7 protein-coding genes and 2 pseudogenes are annotated in these 16,539 nt (G+C 71.0%); 2 read left to right on the top strand and 7 right to left on the bottom strand.

All coding sequences use genetic code 11. The features are described 5' to 3' along the window. Positions 1-18 precede the first annotated feature (18 nt). The 3 genes from ACFUJY_RS05190 to ACFUJY_RS05180 form a co-directional block, all read right to left on the bottom strand. Complete coding sequence (locus ACFUJY_RS05190) at positions 19-3,891, bottom strand: AAA domain-containing protein (RefSeq protein WP_383294740.1); 3,873 nt, start codon at positions 3,889-3,891, stop codon at positions 19-21. Further along, a complete protein-coding gene (locus ACFUJY_RS05185; protein WP_383294737.1) occupies positions 3,888-4,307 on the bottom strand; it encodes a hypothetical protein in 420 nt (139 codons plus the stop codon). Before ACFUJY_RS05185 ends, ACFUJY_RS05190 begins: the two co-directional genes overlap by 4 nt. A gap of 102 nt (positions 4,308-4,409) precedes the next feature. After that, on the bottom strand, positions 4,410-4,805 hold the full coding sequence (locus tag ACFUJY_RS05180) for an ATP-binding protein (RefSeq protein ID WP_383294734.1): 396 nt from the start codon (positions 4,803-4,805) through the stop codon (positions 4,410-4,412). A gap of 194 nt (positions 4,806-4,999) precedes the next feature. On the opposite strand from ACFUJY_RS05180, the pseudogene ACFUJY_RS05175 reads away from it, so the two are divergent. Both ACFUJY_RS05175 and ACFUJY_RS05170 read left to right on the top strand, forming a co-directional pair. Then, positions 5,000-5,859: pseudogene (locus ACFUJY_RS05175) on the top strand (helix-turn-helix domain-containing protein). After that, positions 5,856-6,059 (top strand): annotated as a pseudogene (locus ACFUJY_RS05170) (DUF397 domain-containing protein). Before ACFUJY_RS05175 ends, ACFUJY_RS05170 begins: the two co-directional pseudogenes overlap by 4 nt. A 50-nt stretch (positions 6,060-6,109) precedes the next feature. Here ACFUJY_RS05170 and ACFUJY_RS05165 read toward each other — a convergent pair. The 4 genes from ACFUJY_RS05165 to ACFUJY_RS05150 all read right to left on the bottom strand — a co-directional run bounded on the left by ACFUJY_RS05165 (position 6,110) and on the right by ACFUJY_RS05150 (position 16,437). Next, the gene (locus tag ACFUJY_RS05165; RefSeq protein WP_383294731.1) at positions 6,110-11,296 is read right to left on the bottom strand and encodes a class I SAM-dependent DNA methyltransferase; all 5,187 of its coding nucleotides are present in this window, start codon (positions 11,294-11,296) and stop codon (positions 6,110-6,112) included. Between the two features lie 13 nt (positions 11,297-11,309). Continuing rightward, positions 11,310-14,273, bottom strand: a complete 2,964-nt coding sequence (locus ACFUJY_RS05160; RefSeq protein ID WP_383294728.1) for a DEAD/DEAH box helicase — start codon at positions 14,271-14,273, stop codon at positions 11,310-11,312. An 83-nt stretch (positions 14,274-14,356) separates the two neighbouring features. Beyond that, positions 14,357-15,652 (bottom strand): protein kinase, encoded by a 1,296-nt coding sequence (locus ACFUJY_RS05155; protein ID WP_383294724.1) that lies wholly within the window; start codon positions 15,650-15,652, stop codon positions 14,357-14,359. A gap of 107 nt (positions 15,653-15,759) precedes the next feature. Beyond that, complete coding sequence (locus ACFUJY_RS05150) at positions 15,760-16,437, bottom strand: hypothetical protein (protein ID WP_383294721.1); 678 nt, start codon at positions 16,435-16,437, stop codon at positions 15,760-15,762. Between the last annotated feature and the right edge of the window lie 102 nt (positions 16,438-16,539).

Raw genomic sequence — 16,539 nt, 5'->3', positions numbered from 1 at the left:
CCCGGTCGCGGTCCGCCCTCAGGCGAAGAGCGGCTCCAGCATCGTCTCGCCCGCCAGGATCCGCCACGCCGGCACCCGGATCGTCCGTGCCACCGGTCCGGGCTTCGCGCCGGAGCCGCCGGACGGCAGCCCGGGCAGCAGGTCGCCGCGCGCGTGCGTCAGACGCAGGTGGCGGGCCGGGTCCTGCCCGTGTTCGGGCCCGGTGTCGACGAGGACGGCGGTGTTGGCGCCGTCCACCGTGAACAGCAGGTCGACGACGTGCCCGCCGACCACCGCCTCGCGCTCCAGGTCGGTGACACCACGGCGCCCGAGGAAGTCCTGGAGCCGGTCCGTGAGCTCCTCCCGGAAGGCACTCCGCGACCTCGCGCCGAAGCCCGCACCCGGCCGGTCCGCCGACGATCCCGCGCCCAGCACCTCCGACCGCCTAGCGAGGAGTGTCGGAAGCCCCGACTGGCCCTGCCAGAAGTCGTGGCTTCCCACCGTGATCAGCTGCGACTTCGCCCGGGTGACGGCGACGTTCCACAGGTTGACCTGGCTCGACACCCAGTGCGTCGTCCGGGGCGGGGTGTTGCCGGTGGCCACCGGGCTGAGGACCATGACGTCCCGCTGCCCGCCCTGGAAGGCGTGCACCGTGCCGACCCGCACGCGGTCGTCGTCCGCCCACACCCGCGCCAGGGCATCCTTCTGCGCGCGGAACGGCGTCACCACACCCACTGTCGCGTCCTCGGGAAGCCGCGCGAGCAGTTCGTCCACCGTCTCCCGCACCCGGGCGGCCTCCGCCGCGTTCCGCGAGGACCGGCCACCCGGGCCCAGTGCCGACGCGCCGTCCGGCACGTCCACCCAGCCGAGGGCGGGAGCAGGTCCGCCCGATCCGACCGGATCGAGCGCCGGAACCTGCCTCCTGACGTCGGTGAGGACCTGCAACTGCCCGGCGTAGCAGTGACCGTTGACGACGTCGGCGATCGCCGGATGGCACCGGTAGTGCTCGTCGAGCAGCAGCGTCTCCTCGCCGTGCTGCGCCGCGGCGTGGTACGCGGAGTACACGTGGTAGGCGAGCCGGTGATCCTCCAGCTGTGCCGCGCTCAGCCCCGCCCGCACGCGGGCCTGCCGCTCCTGCTGCGCCGTGATCCCAGGAATGTGCCCGAGCTGCATCGGGTCCCCGATGACCAGCGCCCGCTTGGCCCGGAACAGCAGCGGCAGCACCGCCGGGATCGAGCACTGGCTGGCCTCGTCGATCACGACCAAGTCGAAGAGCTTCGGGACCAGTTCGAGCTGACGCACCGAGTGCGTGCTGATCGCCCACCCCTTCAGGTGCGCCATCAGATTGCGCTGGCTCCTCCAGAAGCCGGAGCGCCGGCGCAGGGCCTGCAGCCGCTGGGCCATCAGCGACCGCCCCCGCGCCATCGCCTCGGCGGACACGGCCCGGGCCAGCTCGCCCGACACCTCCGACAGACCCGCCCGGCTCTCCAGCCGCGCCTGTTTCAGCACCTCCTCGTCCAGGGCGAGAAGCCCCGGTACGAGGCTCCTCAGCGCGCCTTCCACTCCGGCGGCCTGGGTGAGGGCGAGCAGCAGCTCGGACGGTACGGGCCGTGCCGCGGCCCATTCCGGCCACGCGCCCGCACCGCCCTCCCCGGCCGAGGCGACGAACGCGGACAGCGCCCGCCCCCTGCGCCACCGGCCGAAGGCGTACCAGCGGGCGACGGCGGCCCTGCGCGCCCGGTCCTCCCAGTCGGCGAGCGCCGCGCTCCCGTCCTCGGACCACGCCCGCTCCAGCAGCTCCACCGGCAGCCCGAGCTCGTCCGCACGGCGCGCCCGCTCCCGCAGCAGCTCCAGCAGGCGCGCCTCCTCGCCGACCAGCCGCGCCGCCTCGGCCTCGTGCTCGGAGGCCCGGGCGTGCCGGTTCCTGAGGTCGCCCGCCACGGTCGCCGCACCCCGCGGCGGGGCCTCGACCGACTCGGCGAGCAGCCGCTCCAGTTTCGCGGCCTCGGCTTCCAGGGCCTCCGAGTTCCCCGTCCGCATGAGCAGCCCGGGGGAGATGGCGTCGCAGCGCTCGGCCACCACGTTCACGGCCTCGTTGTTCGTCGAGGCGACGAGGACGGACTGCCCGGCGGCCACCGCGGTGGCGACCACCGCCGCCACCACCTCGCTCTTCCCGGTGCCGGGCGGCCCGGTGGAGACGGTGAGCGGCCGGGTCATCGCCGACGTGATCACCCGCGCCTGGCTCTCGTTGCACGGCCCGGGGGAGACCAGGACGGGCGGCGCGTCGCTCCCGCCCGGCCCGCCGTCGCCACCACCGGTGAGCAGCGCGTCCAGGGCGGTGCCGGGGATGCGGTCGGCACGCGTGGACATCTGGAGCAGGTTCTCCACGAGCCCTTCGGACGCGGTCCGCTCCAGACCCGAGGGCGTGAGGAGGACAGCGGCGTTGTGGGCGCCGGGACGCAGCGAGTCCATGACGGACCGCTCGCTGAGCACGGACAGGTCGAGCGGCTCCAGCTCCGGGAGTTCGAGCCGCGTCAGGAGCTCCCGCACCGCCTTCACCATCTGGGCGGCGTTGCCCTCCTGCCAGGTCGGCTGCCAGCGGCCGAGCAACTCGGCCGCCTCCTCGTCCTCCAGCAGTTCCATGAGCACACCGCTGTGCAGCGACGGCACCCCGCTCGGCCGCAGCCGGTCCCGCCCGTCCTCGTCGGGCGCCAGATTCATCGGCTGGACCAGCAGCGGCGCGATGCGCACGGCGCCCCGCCGGCCGCCGTTCCCATCGCGCTCGGGCAGCGTCACGGCCGGGTACCCGTACCAGTACTCCTGCAACCCGGCCTCGTCGACCTTCGCACCCGTGCTCTTCGCCTTCGGCAGCCCACCGGGCGCGGGAAGACCGGACCCCAGTCCCGACTGGATCGTCTCCGGCCCCTGACCCAGCAGGAAGTAGTCGGAGCCCCGGCCGCCGTCCCGGTCGGGCAGCATCTTCGACTCGGCCTGCGCCCGCAGGCAGTGCGCGTAGTAGCGCAGCAGACGCTCCCGGTCCACGCCGTCGTGCGCGTCCTGCGCGACAAGGCCGCGGGCCTTCGACAGCGCCGAGGAGACCGGGAGACCACCACCGGCTTCCGGCGGCGGCTCGGGGAGCTGGACGGACCGCGCCACCGAGCGGGCCAGGGGCAGGGAATGCGTCGCGCGGATGGTGGACTTCGTGGGCCGCTGCTCCTCGGGCACGTCGCTGCGTACCATCTGCGCGGTCAGGTACTCGAACAGGTCGTCCGGCGTGATCCAGCCGCTGTCCTTGATCCGCCCGCTGCGCAGCCCCTCGACGATCTCCCCGGTGAACCGGGACGTGCCGAGGGAGGAACCGGCCGGAGCCAGTGCCGAGGCGGGCTGGAGGGCGTCCGAGGCGGTGATGAAGTACACGCCGGTCGGCCGCAGCAGCGTGCTGGGCGCGGGACGTACGTCGTCGGCCGCTCCCTTGGCCGTCCAGCCCTGCACGACGGACCCGCTGGAGCAGCAGTCGAGCAGCACGACCTTCGAGGAGGCCCGGCACGACGTGAGCATCCGCTCCAGGAACTCGGCCGGCACGGCGGTACCCGGCAGGTCGTCCGGATCGGCGTCCCGGGTCAGGAAGTACAGCTGCCCGTCCGCCTCGCAGAACTCCCCGTGCCCGCTGAAGTAGAGCAGCGCCGTCTCGCTGGCCTGCCGCTCCTCCAGGAACGTCTCCACGGCGTGCAGCATCTCGGCGCGCGTCGGCTCCGCGACCATCGCGCAGTCGTTGTACATGCCGATCTCGGTGCTCTCCAGGACCGCCTGCATGTAGTGCAGGTCCGCCCGCACCGCCGGCAGGTCGGGGTACCGGTCGCTGTCGTACGTGGAGACGCCGATCAGCATGGCGTACCGGTCGTTGTCACTCACGCCGCGCCCTGCCCGCCCTGCGCGCCGCCCTCGTCCGCCGAACCCGCACCACCGTTGAGGAACCGCTCGATCTGCGCGTCGTCCGCGCGGGCCTGCTTCCCGGAGATGGTCAGCGTCGCCCCGTCGGGCCGCGTCACGACGATCGTCCGCTGCGGCACCCGCGCCAGCCAGAGCTGAAGCGTGGCGGCGGCCAGGGAGCCACCGGCGAACACCAGACCGAGGAGGTCCGCGACCGGTCCGCCCTTGTCGGTGGTGGTGGTCGCGGGTCCGGCCGGGAGGTCGAGCGCGGCCTGCGGGTCGGTCTCGGCGAGGGCGGCGAGCAATTCGCGGGCCTCACGCCGGGCGCGCAGCGGATCCTCGTCGACGAGGGAGACGCGGTAACCGGCGGCCGGGTCGGTGTGGGTGGTGCTGCTCACGTGCGCTGTTCTCCTTTGGGCTCCCCCGTGCAGTACACACGGACGAACGACGCTAGCGGCAGGCACGGACAGGCCGTCGGCTCGTTTCCGAAAAACCGCTGGTCATTGGCGTGAAAGGCACAGCTCGGCCCAGACGGTCTTCCCCGGAGCGCCCATGCGCGCCACCACCGCCCACCGACTCGCCAGCCGCGCCACGACCAGCAGCCCCCGCCCCGACTTGGCGTCCCCGGGCGGCTCGTGGGAGGAGAGCAGCGGTACGCGCTCGGTACGGGTGTCGGTGACCTCGATACGCAGGGTGTCCGCCGAGTCGATGAGCCGGAGGTGGAAGTCCCGCCCAGGCACGTGCCCGTGACGCACGGCGTTACCGGTCAGCTCGGCGGCGATCAGCGTCATCGTCTCGTTGGCGGTCGAGGTGTACGGGTGCCCCCAGCAGTCCAGACGGTGAGAGGCGAGCCGCCGGGCGAGGCGGGCGCCGCGCGGGGAGGACGTGAAACGCATTGCGAACTCAAGGGCAAGGGACGCGGGTGAAGTTTCGCTGTTCATGGGACACAGGCTGGCGCGTCCCGCTTACGCTGAGTAAGGCTCGACGTGCGTACAGGGGGCAGCGGTAGGCGCGGTGTCGGTGCCTGTAGGCGGCGCGGAGCGTGACGGCCGACGCGGAGCGGCGTTGGCCGGTGGAGGTGAGGGCGGGCATGAACGAATCCACCCAGCGGGCAGATGATGACGATGCGGCAGGCGACGCCGCAGGCCCGGACGGGGGCTCGGGCATCCTGCGCGTCTTCGGCCGCCAGCTGAAACGGTTCCGGGTACGGGCCGGGGTGGAGCGGTCGGAGTTCGGGGCGAGGCTGGGGTACTCGGCGTCGACGATCGCGGCGTACGAGCAGGGCCGGAGGGTCCCGCCGCCTCGCTTCATCGACCAGGCGGACGAGCTGCTGGACGCGGGCGAGGTCCTGAAGGAGATGAAGGAGGAGGTGGCGCGGGCGCAGTATCCGGCGTTCTTCCGGGATGCGGCGAAGTTGGAGCCGGAGGCGGTTGAGCTGCATGTGTACGACACGCACATCGTCAACGGGCTGCTGCAGACCGAGGAGTACCCCGAGCCGTCTTCACCATGAGGCGGCCGCTCCTGAGCGAGGACACGATCGAGGAGCGCGTGCAGGCCCGACTGGCCAGGCAAGGCATCTTCATCCGGCAGCCCTTGCCGACCACCAGCTTCGTCATCGAGGAGTCGGTACTCACGCGTCCCCTCGGTGGCGGAGGCGTGATGCGAGGCCAGTTAGAGCATCTTCTGCTCTGTGGCCAGCGGCGTAACGTGGAGATTCAGGTGATGCCGAACGGGCGGGAGGAGCATGCCGGCCTGGCCGGACCCTTCACCTTGATCGAAACGATCGATGGACGGAGGATTGCCTATGTGGAGGCCTACAAACACAGTCGCCTCTACACGGAGCGGAAGTCTGTCCGGGAGCTTGAAGAACAGTACGGCCTTCTCCGCGCCCAGGCCCTCACTCCGCGTGAATCGCTGGACCTCATTGAGAAGTTGCTTGGAGCGACATGAAGAAGGCAACACCTGACCCGAGCGAGCCGGACCTGCGGTGGGTCAAGAGCAGCTACAGCAGCGGCTAGGGCGGCCAGTGCGTCGAGGTGGCTGAACGCCTGGGCAGCGTCCACGTGCGCGACTCCAAGGACACGCGCCGTCCCGGGCTCGTGGTCGACGGATCTGCCTGGACCGCCTTCGTCGGCTTCGCCAGCCGGTAGTACAACGACGTGGCTGCCCCGGACCTCGAAGGGCCCGGGGTAGCCACGTGTCATGCCGCGCTTTCGATGGTCGCCTTACGCGCCGGAGGCGTCCAACGGCCGAGCTCGATCTCCTTGTCCAGCCGCGCCTGGAAGTGCGCGTGCGCGGCCCGCATCTCGGCTTCACGGTCGGTCTTGTAGAAGGGCCCGACGTAGCCGGCGGGGGGTGGGGTGTTGGCAGGGTCGGAGAGGTGGGCTTCGAAGTCGAGCCAGTCCTGCTTGGTCTGGCCGTAGCCGTAAGTGTTGTAGTTGGCAGCGATCTTGCGGCCGTTGGCGTCGAAGTAGGTTTGTGCCTCGTAATCGTGGAGGATTGGGAAACGCGTCTTGTAAATAGCGGCGATCTGGTCAGCAGTGATGCCAAGCCAGACTGAGACAAGTGCGTCGATCTCAACGAGGGCAGCGCGCCGTTCATACTCGGTTCGGAGCGGCGTGGCGTACTCCCACGTGGCCGTCAGGCCCGATGCGAGGGGATTGAGCCCCGGCCAGTCAGGGTTGGCCCAGTCCTCGTAGCCTGCCCAACGCGGGTCGTACAGCTCTTCCCAGAGAGGGGCGTAGTGGTTCGTGAGGGTGTTGAGACGGAGAGTCCGGAGAAGTAGGGCAGGGGCCAAAGGGTGCCGAGGGTCAGGGGCGGGCATCTTGCGAGCCTCGGCTACCTGGAGGTGAGAGCGACCAGTAATGCGCAAGAGGTAGTCGAGGGGGAGTGCCGCCCAGAAGCCAGCGTTGAGGGCAGTGAGAAGATTATCTGTCATGGCCATGGACTGCACTGTGTGAACGTGCGCGGGGCCAGGGGGGATCAGGGCAGCGAAGAGGCTGCGCTCAGTGATAAATGGAATCATGGCACGCCATGCAAGCCGGAAGTATGACGAAGAGGGCTCACCGTGCCAGGAGCTCTGTGACGTGAGGTAGGTGTCTCGGTCGGTGGCGATATTGTAGTTGGTCGCCGGAGTGTGGTCGGCTGCCATTCGGTTTGCTGCGACTGTGTTCCAATCGCGATGACTCCTGCAGGGAATTCTGGGTTCCTTCGCGAAGGGATGGGCTACCGAGATATGAGGTCCCTGGATGATCACGTCAGACAGATCTTGCACGGCTTGACTGTTCCAGCGGATCAGGCCATCTTGCTTGGCTGTAGTTTCGAGGAAACCGATTGTGATCATGGGGTCAAAGGCGGATAGGCGTGGAGCGTGGGCCGCGATAGCCTCGATTGCGCCCTCTTCGCTCACTAGAACCGGATAAAGCAACGGGGTTCGAAGTAGGGGCCCCTCGAAGTCAGTGAGCCTCTGCCATGCCGCAAGAAGCGTGATGTCAACGCGTACGACGCGACTGAGGTGCGGGCGAATGTCCCAAGCGCCGTTGTGCTTGATCCCAGGCACCGGCCCATGGCCGTCGTGGGTCAGTGAAGCTGGCAGGGTTTCAGCACTGCGCAATTCGCTGAGATGGAGGAAGTTCGGTTCCCTTTCGGATCCATAGATGTGAACACCGAACTCTTGCGTTCGGCCTAGGTCTTCGAAGGCCCAGTTTGCAGAGTTCATGAAATGGGCGTGTACGCGCAGGTGTCGGTATGCAGCTTCGCGAATGGCCCCTTCGTGAACTCCTCCAAAATGAGTGTCTGGATGGATGAGGCCGCCTCGTCCGGCGTGGCCCAGGTGACGCAAAACCTGTGCCATGAATGCGCGGTAGAGATCTCCGCGAGTTCCTACTAGAAGCGGGTAGGTGGCAGGGCTTCCCATCATCGCGACCATGCCGGTGATCATGGCCAGCTCGCGGAGCATGAACGACGCATGGCTTTGCTCGCCAGCCAGTGCCTCCTCTTTCCTCAGTCGCCACTCTGCCGCGCTTGGCTTCTCGGCGAGCTTGAACCAAGGGTCTAGCTCCGCCAGAACCGCATCCTCTTGCCAGTCCGGCCTCACCCACGGCGGATTCCCCACCTGCAGATCAAACCCGCCCCGCCCCCCAAATACCTGGGCGTACTCCAACTCCCAATGGAAGAACCCCTGCCGCTTGGCCACATCCCACGCGACCCCCACCCACGGGAACCGCCCCTCCAGCCAGTGGGAGCGGTCCATTCCCATCCAGTCCGGCAGCTCGTCCTCGTACCGCTCCAGGTCGCCAAGCGAGTCGAACGACGCCACCAGCGACTCCGCCGGCACGTCGTGCGTGCCAAGCAGCGCCTCCGCGAAGTCCAGCCAGTCGTTCAGGTTCGCCAGCGGGATGACTTCGCGGCGCTGGCCCGCGAAGGACTGCTCGCCCTTGCGCGTGCCCTTGCGCCGCTTGTCGATGTCGCCGCGCCTGACCTCCTTTACCGTGACGTTCCCGAGGAGGTCGACCTCCTCGTACGTACGGATCACGTCCGACGCCCCGGACTCCGCAGCGGCCCCGCCCTGCCCCGCAGGTACGACCTCCGCCCGCTCGTACCGCGCGTCCGTCCCGTCCAGCAGCGCAGCCTCCTGCACCGGCCAGAACCACAGCGCGCACCACGTGTCCATGAACTTCTTCAGCCGCCAGTACGGGGTGTCCACGGCCGTCAGGTCGGCCAGCACCTTCTCCCGGGGCACGGCCTCCTTCGGCCGGCGCAGCCACTCCGGCTCCGCCTCCCACACGTCCACCCGCCGCGAGATCTCCCGCTCGGAGATCGTCAGCCTCTGCACGACCAGGTCCCACAGGTACTCCGTGCGCCGGGCGAGGCCCTGCAACCGGGCCGTCTGCTTGGCCGTCGGGGACTTCGTGACCGCCTTGCGCCACGCGCCGAGCGCCTTCGCGGCCTCCGGCGCCAGTGCCTTCGCCTCCTTCTCGGCGGCGACCGCGCCCCACTCCTTCGCCGGGAGCAGGAAGTGGTGCACCGCGCCCTCCGGCAGCGGGACGCCCGCCTGCGCGTCCGCCAGCGGGTAGCGCTCCGGGGTCGCGCCGAGCCAGCCGCCCTTCTTCAGGCGTTCGGGGCCGTACACCTCCCGGCGGCCGCCGATGAGGGAGTTGCCGCGTCGCAGGTGGAGGCCGAACCAGGGGGCCTCCATGCCGGGGTGCATGGTGTTGAGCCACAACGACACCTCGGCCAGCTCGACGGCGGTCTCGTTGAGGTCGACGCCGTACGAGTTGTGCAGGGCGATGTACGCCTTGGCCTTCTGGAGCTCGACGGCGTACTGCTCGGTGTCGATGGAGCGGCCGAGTTCCTCCTGCCGGCGGCGCAGGTATTCGGCGGCGACCTGGTTGATGGCCTCGTTGAGGAACGCGCCCGAGCCGAGGGCCGGCTCGCAGATCTTCCAGTCGAGGAGCTCGCGGGCCTCGGTGACCGTGCCGTCCTGGTCGAGGCGGTGCTGGAGGGCCAGCTGCACGGTGACCTTGGTGAGGGACTCCGGGGTGTAGTAGGAGGCCGAGGTCTGGCGGTCGCGGCCGGAGAGCCGGTAGACGAACGAGCCGGGGGCGTACCGGACGCGCAGCTCCTCGCCCGTGTTGCGGTCCGGGCGTCGGACGAAGACCGTGTCCGGGTACTCGTCGGCCGTCGACTTGGGCACCAGCCAGGAGCCGTCCTTCGGGTCGCCGCCCTTGGCGACCTCGTACAGCTCCTCGCCCGCGATGAAGCCGGAGTACGACATCAGGCCCTCGTACACGGCGCCGAGCTGGTTGATGCCCAGCTGGGCGTACGAGATGAAGCCGCCGCGCTCGCCCTTTTTCCCCTTGGTGAGCATGAGCTTGTGCAGGACCTCGTACAGGGTGGCGTTGCGGAGCCGGGTGTCGAGGTAGCGGACGCGCTCGCCGCGGGCGAGGGCCTCGTCGGCGTCGTGACGGGGGTCGACGACGGCGTCCGCGCCGATCAGCTTGATCGAGTCCCGCTCGAAGAGCGTGGAGTGCAGGGGCTCGAAGCGCAGGCCCAGGTCCTCGCTGGTCTTCGCGCCGACAGTACCGACCGCGTCGGCGGTCTCCGCCGTCTCCGCCGCCTCGCCGTGGGTGCGGCGCGGCCGGTAGCCGTCCTGGACCTTACGGAACAGCAGGTCCAGGGACTCGTACAGGTAGAAGCCGCGACGGGACTTCTCGTCGACGAGGTCGCGCTCCGCGACGAGTTCGCCGAGCCGGCCGAGGCCGTAGCCGAGCTGGTACTCGGGATAGTCGGACGGCAGGATGCCCAGCTCGGGGCGGGCCTCGGCGTACAGCAGGAAGAGGATGCGGTAGAGGTAGCGCAGCGACTCGCGGGTCAGCTGGCGGCCGAGTTCGGGGAGTTCACCGATGTCCTGCGGGCGTACGCCCTGCTCGCGGAGGCGTTCCAAGACCTCGTTGGCGATCAGCTCGACGCTCAGCCGCAGGCCGTCGCGCAGCTCGCTGGAGACGCCCACCGCGTGCTTGGTGGACTTGCCGACGAGTTCCGCGAGCGGGTTCTCGCCGCCCTCCTCTGGGGTGCGGAGCGAGTCGACGCCGAACAGCGCCGCGACGGTGTCGAGTTCGCCGCCCGGGCGGGTGTCGTTGCGCTGGAGCGCGGTGTCGAGGGAGACGGCGAGGTAGCGGCCCTCGCCCCACGCCATCCGGTCGGCGAGGACGACGACGCCGCCGACGAGCAGCAGGACATAGCGCGGGGCCTCGTCGCAGGCGAACAGGAACGAGGCCAGCTTGGAACCGGTGGTCAGGCTGTTCGAGCCGTCGAGGACGACGGGGTCGAGAAGGCGGCCCGGACCGTCGGGGTCCAGGGCGGCGTCCGCCTCGGCGGCCCAGCCGCAGTCGACGGCGACGAGGCCTTTCTCGGCGTGCGCGACCGTGATCTCATGGCTCTGGCCCGCCCGCCAGACGGTGAGGCTGCCGGGCTTCGCGTCGTAGCCCAGTGCGTGCAGGACCTCGGCGTTCAGGGCGTGGACCCGCTCCCGCCAGGCGGGGGCGTCGTACGTCAGCGCGTCGTCGCCCGTGTCGGGCGTGGAGGCGGTGCCCTCGGCGTCCTCGGGGAGGGCGAAGAACGAGCGGGCCCGGAAGTAGTCGCGGCGCAGTGCCCGGAGACCGGCCCGCGGAGTGACGGGCAGGGTCCGCTTGGTGTCCTCGCGCAGGATGTCGGAACCCTCGGAGGGCGCCGCCCCGGCGTCGTCCGTCCCGATCGGGGGCTTCGCGGCCTCCTCCCGCTCCTTCCAGGTCTGGAGCAGGCCCGTCCCGAGGTCCTTGGGCAGCACCTCGGCGAGGTAGTGGGCCGAGAAGTAGTCGCCGCGGTTGACCAGGGAGTCGTACGTCATGACAGTGGCTCTCTCAGAGGGCGGCGGGCGTGGTGGGCAGGGGCGCGGACGCGGCCGGTGGTGCGTCGGGGTCGGGCAGCAGCACCGCGAGGACGCGCAGCATAGGGCGCTGCCCGGTGGTCAGCAGGTCGTCGGCGAGGTCGGTGAGCCGCCGCTTGGTGTGCTCGCCCGCCAGCGTGGGCTGCTCCCAGTCGCCGAGCCGCAGCTTGTGGCGCTCGATCGACTCGCGCAGCGGCCGGTCCCAGGCGTCCCGGTGCCGCTCCATGAAGGCCTCGGCGGCCTCCAGTACGGCGGGGATGGCGGCGGCCAGCGGGGCGGGGTCCCGGTGGCGGAGCTTGTTCGCCATCGTCGGGCCGACCCCGGAGCGGCGCAGCAGCGACACCATGTCGTCGTCCACGGCCCCGCTGCGCGTCACGCCCATCCACTTGACGACCGTCGGCCGGCCCAGGGCGTTCGAGTACACGCCCTGGACGAGATAGGTGGGCTCCGCCACCTCCGCCGTGATCATCGGCGCCTCCTGGCGCCCGAGCCGTACGAGGACCTTGTCCGTCAGCCACTCGACCACTGGGTGCAGGTCGGTCAGCAGCGAGATCTCCGGCCAGCTGGAGGTGGAACCCGCCTCGCGGGCCCGCTGGAGCGAGTGCTGGGCGAGACGCCGGTTGAAGGTGACCAGCAGCCGCTCCCGCAGTCGCTGTTCGCGCAGGTAGTCCACTGGCAGCGCCTTGAGGCGGTGGAGGAGGTCGGCCGGGGGGCGGAAGGACAGCAGGCCCGACTGCTCGTCACGGTCGAGGTCCAGGCGGTCCCGGGCGTCCGGGTACACCTCGCGCAGCGCCTCGTCCAGGAAGTGGGCGGTCGAGTCGAAGAGACGGGGGAGGACGGAGCCCGTGCCCTCGCCCGTACCCGCGCCGGCAGCGCCTCCGGCCGCCGCCTCGGGGGCGGACTCGGCGGCGGTTCCGTCCTCCGCCTGCGGCTCGTCGCCGACCGAGCCGAAGAAGTCCGCCAGGAAGTCGTCCATGGCATCCGTGCCGGCGTCCTCGCCGGACCGGCGCCCGTCGAGGGACTCGTCCACGGTCCTGCCGCGCAGCAGATCCTGGATGAGGGACTTCTCCTCGGCCTCCGCGCGGTAGAGGCCGGTGACGGCCTCCGCCGTCCCGAGCGAACGGTGCGCCTGGTCCTCGCGCTCCAGAAGCCGCTCGGAGACCAGGGTGTCGTCCTTCGCGCCCTCGGTGTCGCTCGTGAGGATCAGGGCGCGGAACTGCGGTGGCTGGGCCTGACCGTAACGGTCGATGCGGCCGTTGCGCTGCTCGATGCGGATCAGCGACCACGGAACGTCGTAGTGGACCAGCTGGTGGCACTGGCGGTGCAGGTTGACGCCCTCGGAGGCCACGTCGCCCGTCAGCAGGATCCGTACCGGGGCGCCGGCCAGTCCGAACTCCTCCACGACCCGCATCTGCTGCTCGTCGGACAGACCGCCGTGCATCACGCGCAGGCAGTCCTTCGCGGTCCGGCCCCGGAAGCCGAGGGCGGCGGGCAGGACGGTGGCGAGCCACTCCAGGGTCTGGACGCGCTCCGAGAAGACCACGACGCGGGTGTCGGAGGACGGGCCGACGCCGATGCCCTTCAGCTGCTCCACCAGCCCGCCGAACTTCGCCGAGTCCGCCTCCGTCAGGTCGGCGGTCAGTTCCGCGAGCCGGCGCAGGGCGGCGAGCTCCGCCGCCGTGGCGCGGGGGTCGTCCTTCTTCTCCAGGGTCTTGATGCGGGCGTTCACGGTGGCCTTGAGCGCCGCGTGCGAGGAGAGGAAGGACTTGAGGAGCGTGTAGGGGAAGAGCGGGACCGAGCTCACGGACGGGCTGCCGTCGCGCGGCAGCCAGACGGCCGCCAGCTCCTCGAAGATCCGCTCCTCGGCCGGGGTGGCCGGGCAGTGCACGGCCTGGGACGGGCCGCGATCCGCCCACTGGCCCTTCATCTGCTCGCGGACCTCGGTGCTGACCTTCGTACGGCGGATGAAGAGGTGCTCGATGTCCTCGGCCCGGTAGTTCTCCGGGTCGCGGATCGCTGCCGGGTCCAGCAGGGCGATCAGCTCGGCGAACGACCTCGCGTCGCCGTTGTGCGGCGTGGCGGAAGCGAGGATCAGGGCGTCGGTGCGCGGCGCCAGGGTCTGGGCGAGCTGGTTGCGCAGGGAGCCGCGGTTGATCAGGTTGTGCGACTCGTCGATGACGACCGCGTCCCAGCGGATCTGCTCCAGGTGGTGGCGGTACTGGTCGGTGTTCTTCAGCGTGTCGATCGAGACGATCACGCGCTTGAAGAAGGTGAACGGGTTCCGTCCCGCGGGGATCTCGCGCTGGATCCGCTCGATGCCCACCGAGTCCAGGCGGACCAGTGGAATGGCGAACCGCGTCCACAGCTCGTGCTGGAACTGCTCCAGGACGTGCTGGGGCGTGACGACGAGGATGCGCTCGCCCCGGCCGCGCCGGATGAGCTCGGCGAGCGTCAGACCGATCTCCAGCGTCTTGCCCAGTCCCACCACGTCCGCGATCAGCAGCCGGGGGCGCAGATTGGCGCCGGAGAGCGCGAGCTCGGCAGGGCGGCGCTGGTAGGGGAGCGGGTCCAGGAGGAAGGAGTCCGCGAACGCGAGCCGCCGCTCGGACTGGGGCAGCGCCGTACGGCGCAGCACGGCCTCCAGGAACAGCCGGGAGCGCCGGTAGGTGGGGGAGTCGTCCGCGATCAGCCGGGTGTCGCGCGGATCGATGAGCTCGACGGTGTCCAGGCCCGTGAAGAACACGGCCTCCTGGTCCCGCACGAAGTCGGACACCCCCACCACCTCGATCCGGGTGCCGTCGTCGGCGGTCGGCACCGCGTTCCTGACCAGCCACACCTCGTCGCGTACGAGCACCTGCGCGCCTGCCGGGAACTGCTCCTGCCCCGCCGCGTCCGACGCGTCGCCGTGCTGCTCGGGGCTGGTCTGGACGGCGGTCACCCGTGTCCTCCTGTGGTGTTTCGTGACGGTGGTGGCAGGCCCCTCAGTATCGCGGGTCCGCCGGCATCGGGAGCCCGCCGGTGTCAGAACGGCGCCTGGGCCGCGTACACCTCGCGGAGCCGCTGTGCGGTGATCCGGGCCTGGGCGGAAGGGAGGCGCTGCCCGGAGCGGCCGCGGGGAGTGGCCGGCGGCGTGGACGACGGGCTGTCCGTGTCCGTGGAGGGCCGCGGAGCGGCGGGCGCGGACGAGGGCGCGGCGGTTCCGGACCGCGGTGTGGGACGGTCGACGAGCGTGGGGGTCGGCTCGGGGACGACCTGCTCGTCGGTGTCAGGCGCGGGGACGGCCGGCGGGGTGGCGTCCGAGTGGAGCATGACGGTGTCCGGGTGGAGCACCACGGTGGGCGCTGCCGTCGGCGACGTGCTTGGCCCGGGAGCCGCCGGGACGGTGGGCGGCAGCGGGAGGGCGACCGTCGGCGGCAGGTTGTCCAGCGGATGCGAGGGAGCCGCCGCCGTGTGCGTCGTGAGCCGGCGCCGTGCCTGGGCGACCTTGAAGCCCTGCGCCTCGATGACCGCCCGGCACTGCTGGACGACGTCGCTCAGCGCCGGCCGGTCCTCGGCCCGGTGCGCGAGCATCGCCGTCAGCAGGGGCACCAGCTCGTCGGGGACCCCCGACAGGTCGGGAGCCGTCTCCGGGTCCGTGACCTGGTGGAAGAGGACGTGGATATTCGCGGCCTGGTACGGGAGGTGGCCGGAGACGGCGAACAGCATCACGGCGCCGAGCGCGTGCACGTCGACCGCGGGCGTCAGCGGCCGGTCGCCTCGCGCCTGCTCGGGCGCCATGCAGGCCGGGGTGCCGACCACGGCGTTGGGCGCGGTCAGGGACACGCTCGACTCGGCGAACACCGCGAGACCGAAGTCGATGACCTTCGGCCCGTTGGGGCCGAGCAGCACGTTCGCGGGCTTGAGGTCACGGTGCAGCAGACCCTGCTTGTGCACGGTGGCGAGCGCTTCGGCGAGCGTCGCCCCGAGGGAGGCGGCGAGCAGCGAGGGCAGCGGGCCGTGCAGGGCCACGTGCCGGCTCAGGTCGGGGCCCTCGATGTACTCGGTGGCCAGCCACGGCGGATCGGCCTCCGCGTCGGCGTCGAGCAGCGCCGCGATCCGCGCACCCCAGATCGTCTTGAGGATCTCCACTTCCTGGGCGAAGCGCTGCCGGGTCTCGGAGTCCACGACCGACGGCTTGATCACCTTGACGGCCGCGGGCTCCCCGCCGGGTGACTCGCCCAGGTACACCTGCCCCATGCCACCGTGCCCGATGCGGCCGAGCAGCTCGTAGCCGCCCAGCTCGACGGGGTCATGCGGGCTGAGGGGAGCGATGTGCACGAGGGGCCTTTCTGCTCGTGAGCGTGAGGACGGAGCTGACGTGTCCGGTCGCACCGCACACGGTATCCGGCCGGAGACCGATGCCGTACGGGCGCGGAGACGGCCCGCTATCCGAAGTCGCGCCTGCGCTCCGCGAGGCACCGGACCCAGAGTGCGTGGGCCCGGCGGGCCTCGTGCGCCGATTCCCGGGGGAAGGCCTCGTCGGTGAACCCCACGACCGCGACCTGCTCCACCACGTGGACGAGGTGCGCGGCCACCTCGCGGAGGCGTTCGGCATGCGCATCACGCAGCCGTGGCGCCAGCTCCTCCTCGCGGGCGGCCAAGGCCATTAGGTCGTCGAAACCCGCGTCGTCCGCGTACGCGGAAGGGAGAGCGGGCAGGTCCGCCCCGGTGAGACGGCGCACCGCCGGCAGGGCGCGCTCGGTCGCCTCCTCCCGCCCGAGGACGCGGTGCAGCAGCTCTCGGGCGCGGTCCGTGCCGCGGGCGCGAGCGGAGACCGCGTCCAGGGCGTCCAGCTCCCGACCGACGCCCGGCTCGTCCTCCGCCGCGAGCAGGGCGCTCAGCCGGGCGGCGATCGCCCGGCTCGTGACCGAGGCGTCGTCGATGACCTCGTAGCAGGCGTCGAGCTCCTCGAAGGCGCGCCCGGCTGTGCGGATGGCGGCCGTCACCATGGCCGTTGTGTCGCCGTCGAACCGGCCGATCGCTTGGGCGAGCTGCGCGGGCGTCATGGACAGCGCCGCCGGCAGGTCCTCGGTGTGCCGCTGCCTGGTTGGTCCGCTCGTCATTCCGGTGCCCACCGTTCCCCCTCGCCGTGCCGGTGCTCCGCTCCCGATCATGGGCGTCGGCCGCCCTGCACGGCAACGCGCGGCCGGATCTGTGTCGGCCGA

Origin of the sequence: Streptomyces sp. NPDC057249, from assembly GCF_042669245.1 — a bacterium.
In the GTDB taxonomy this organism is placed as follows: domain Bacteria; phylum Actinomycetota; class Actinomycetes; order Streptomycetales; family Streptomycetaceae; genus Streptomyces.
Note: the sequence above shows the minus strand (reverse complement) of the source record. Positions and strands in the feature narration are given on the sequence as shown.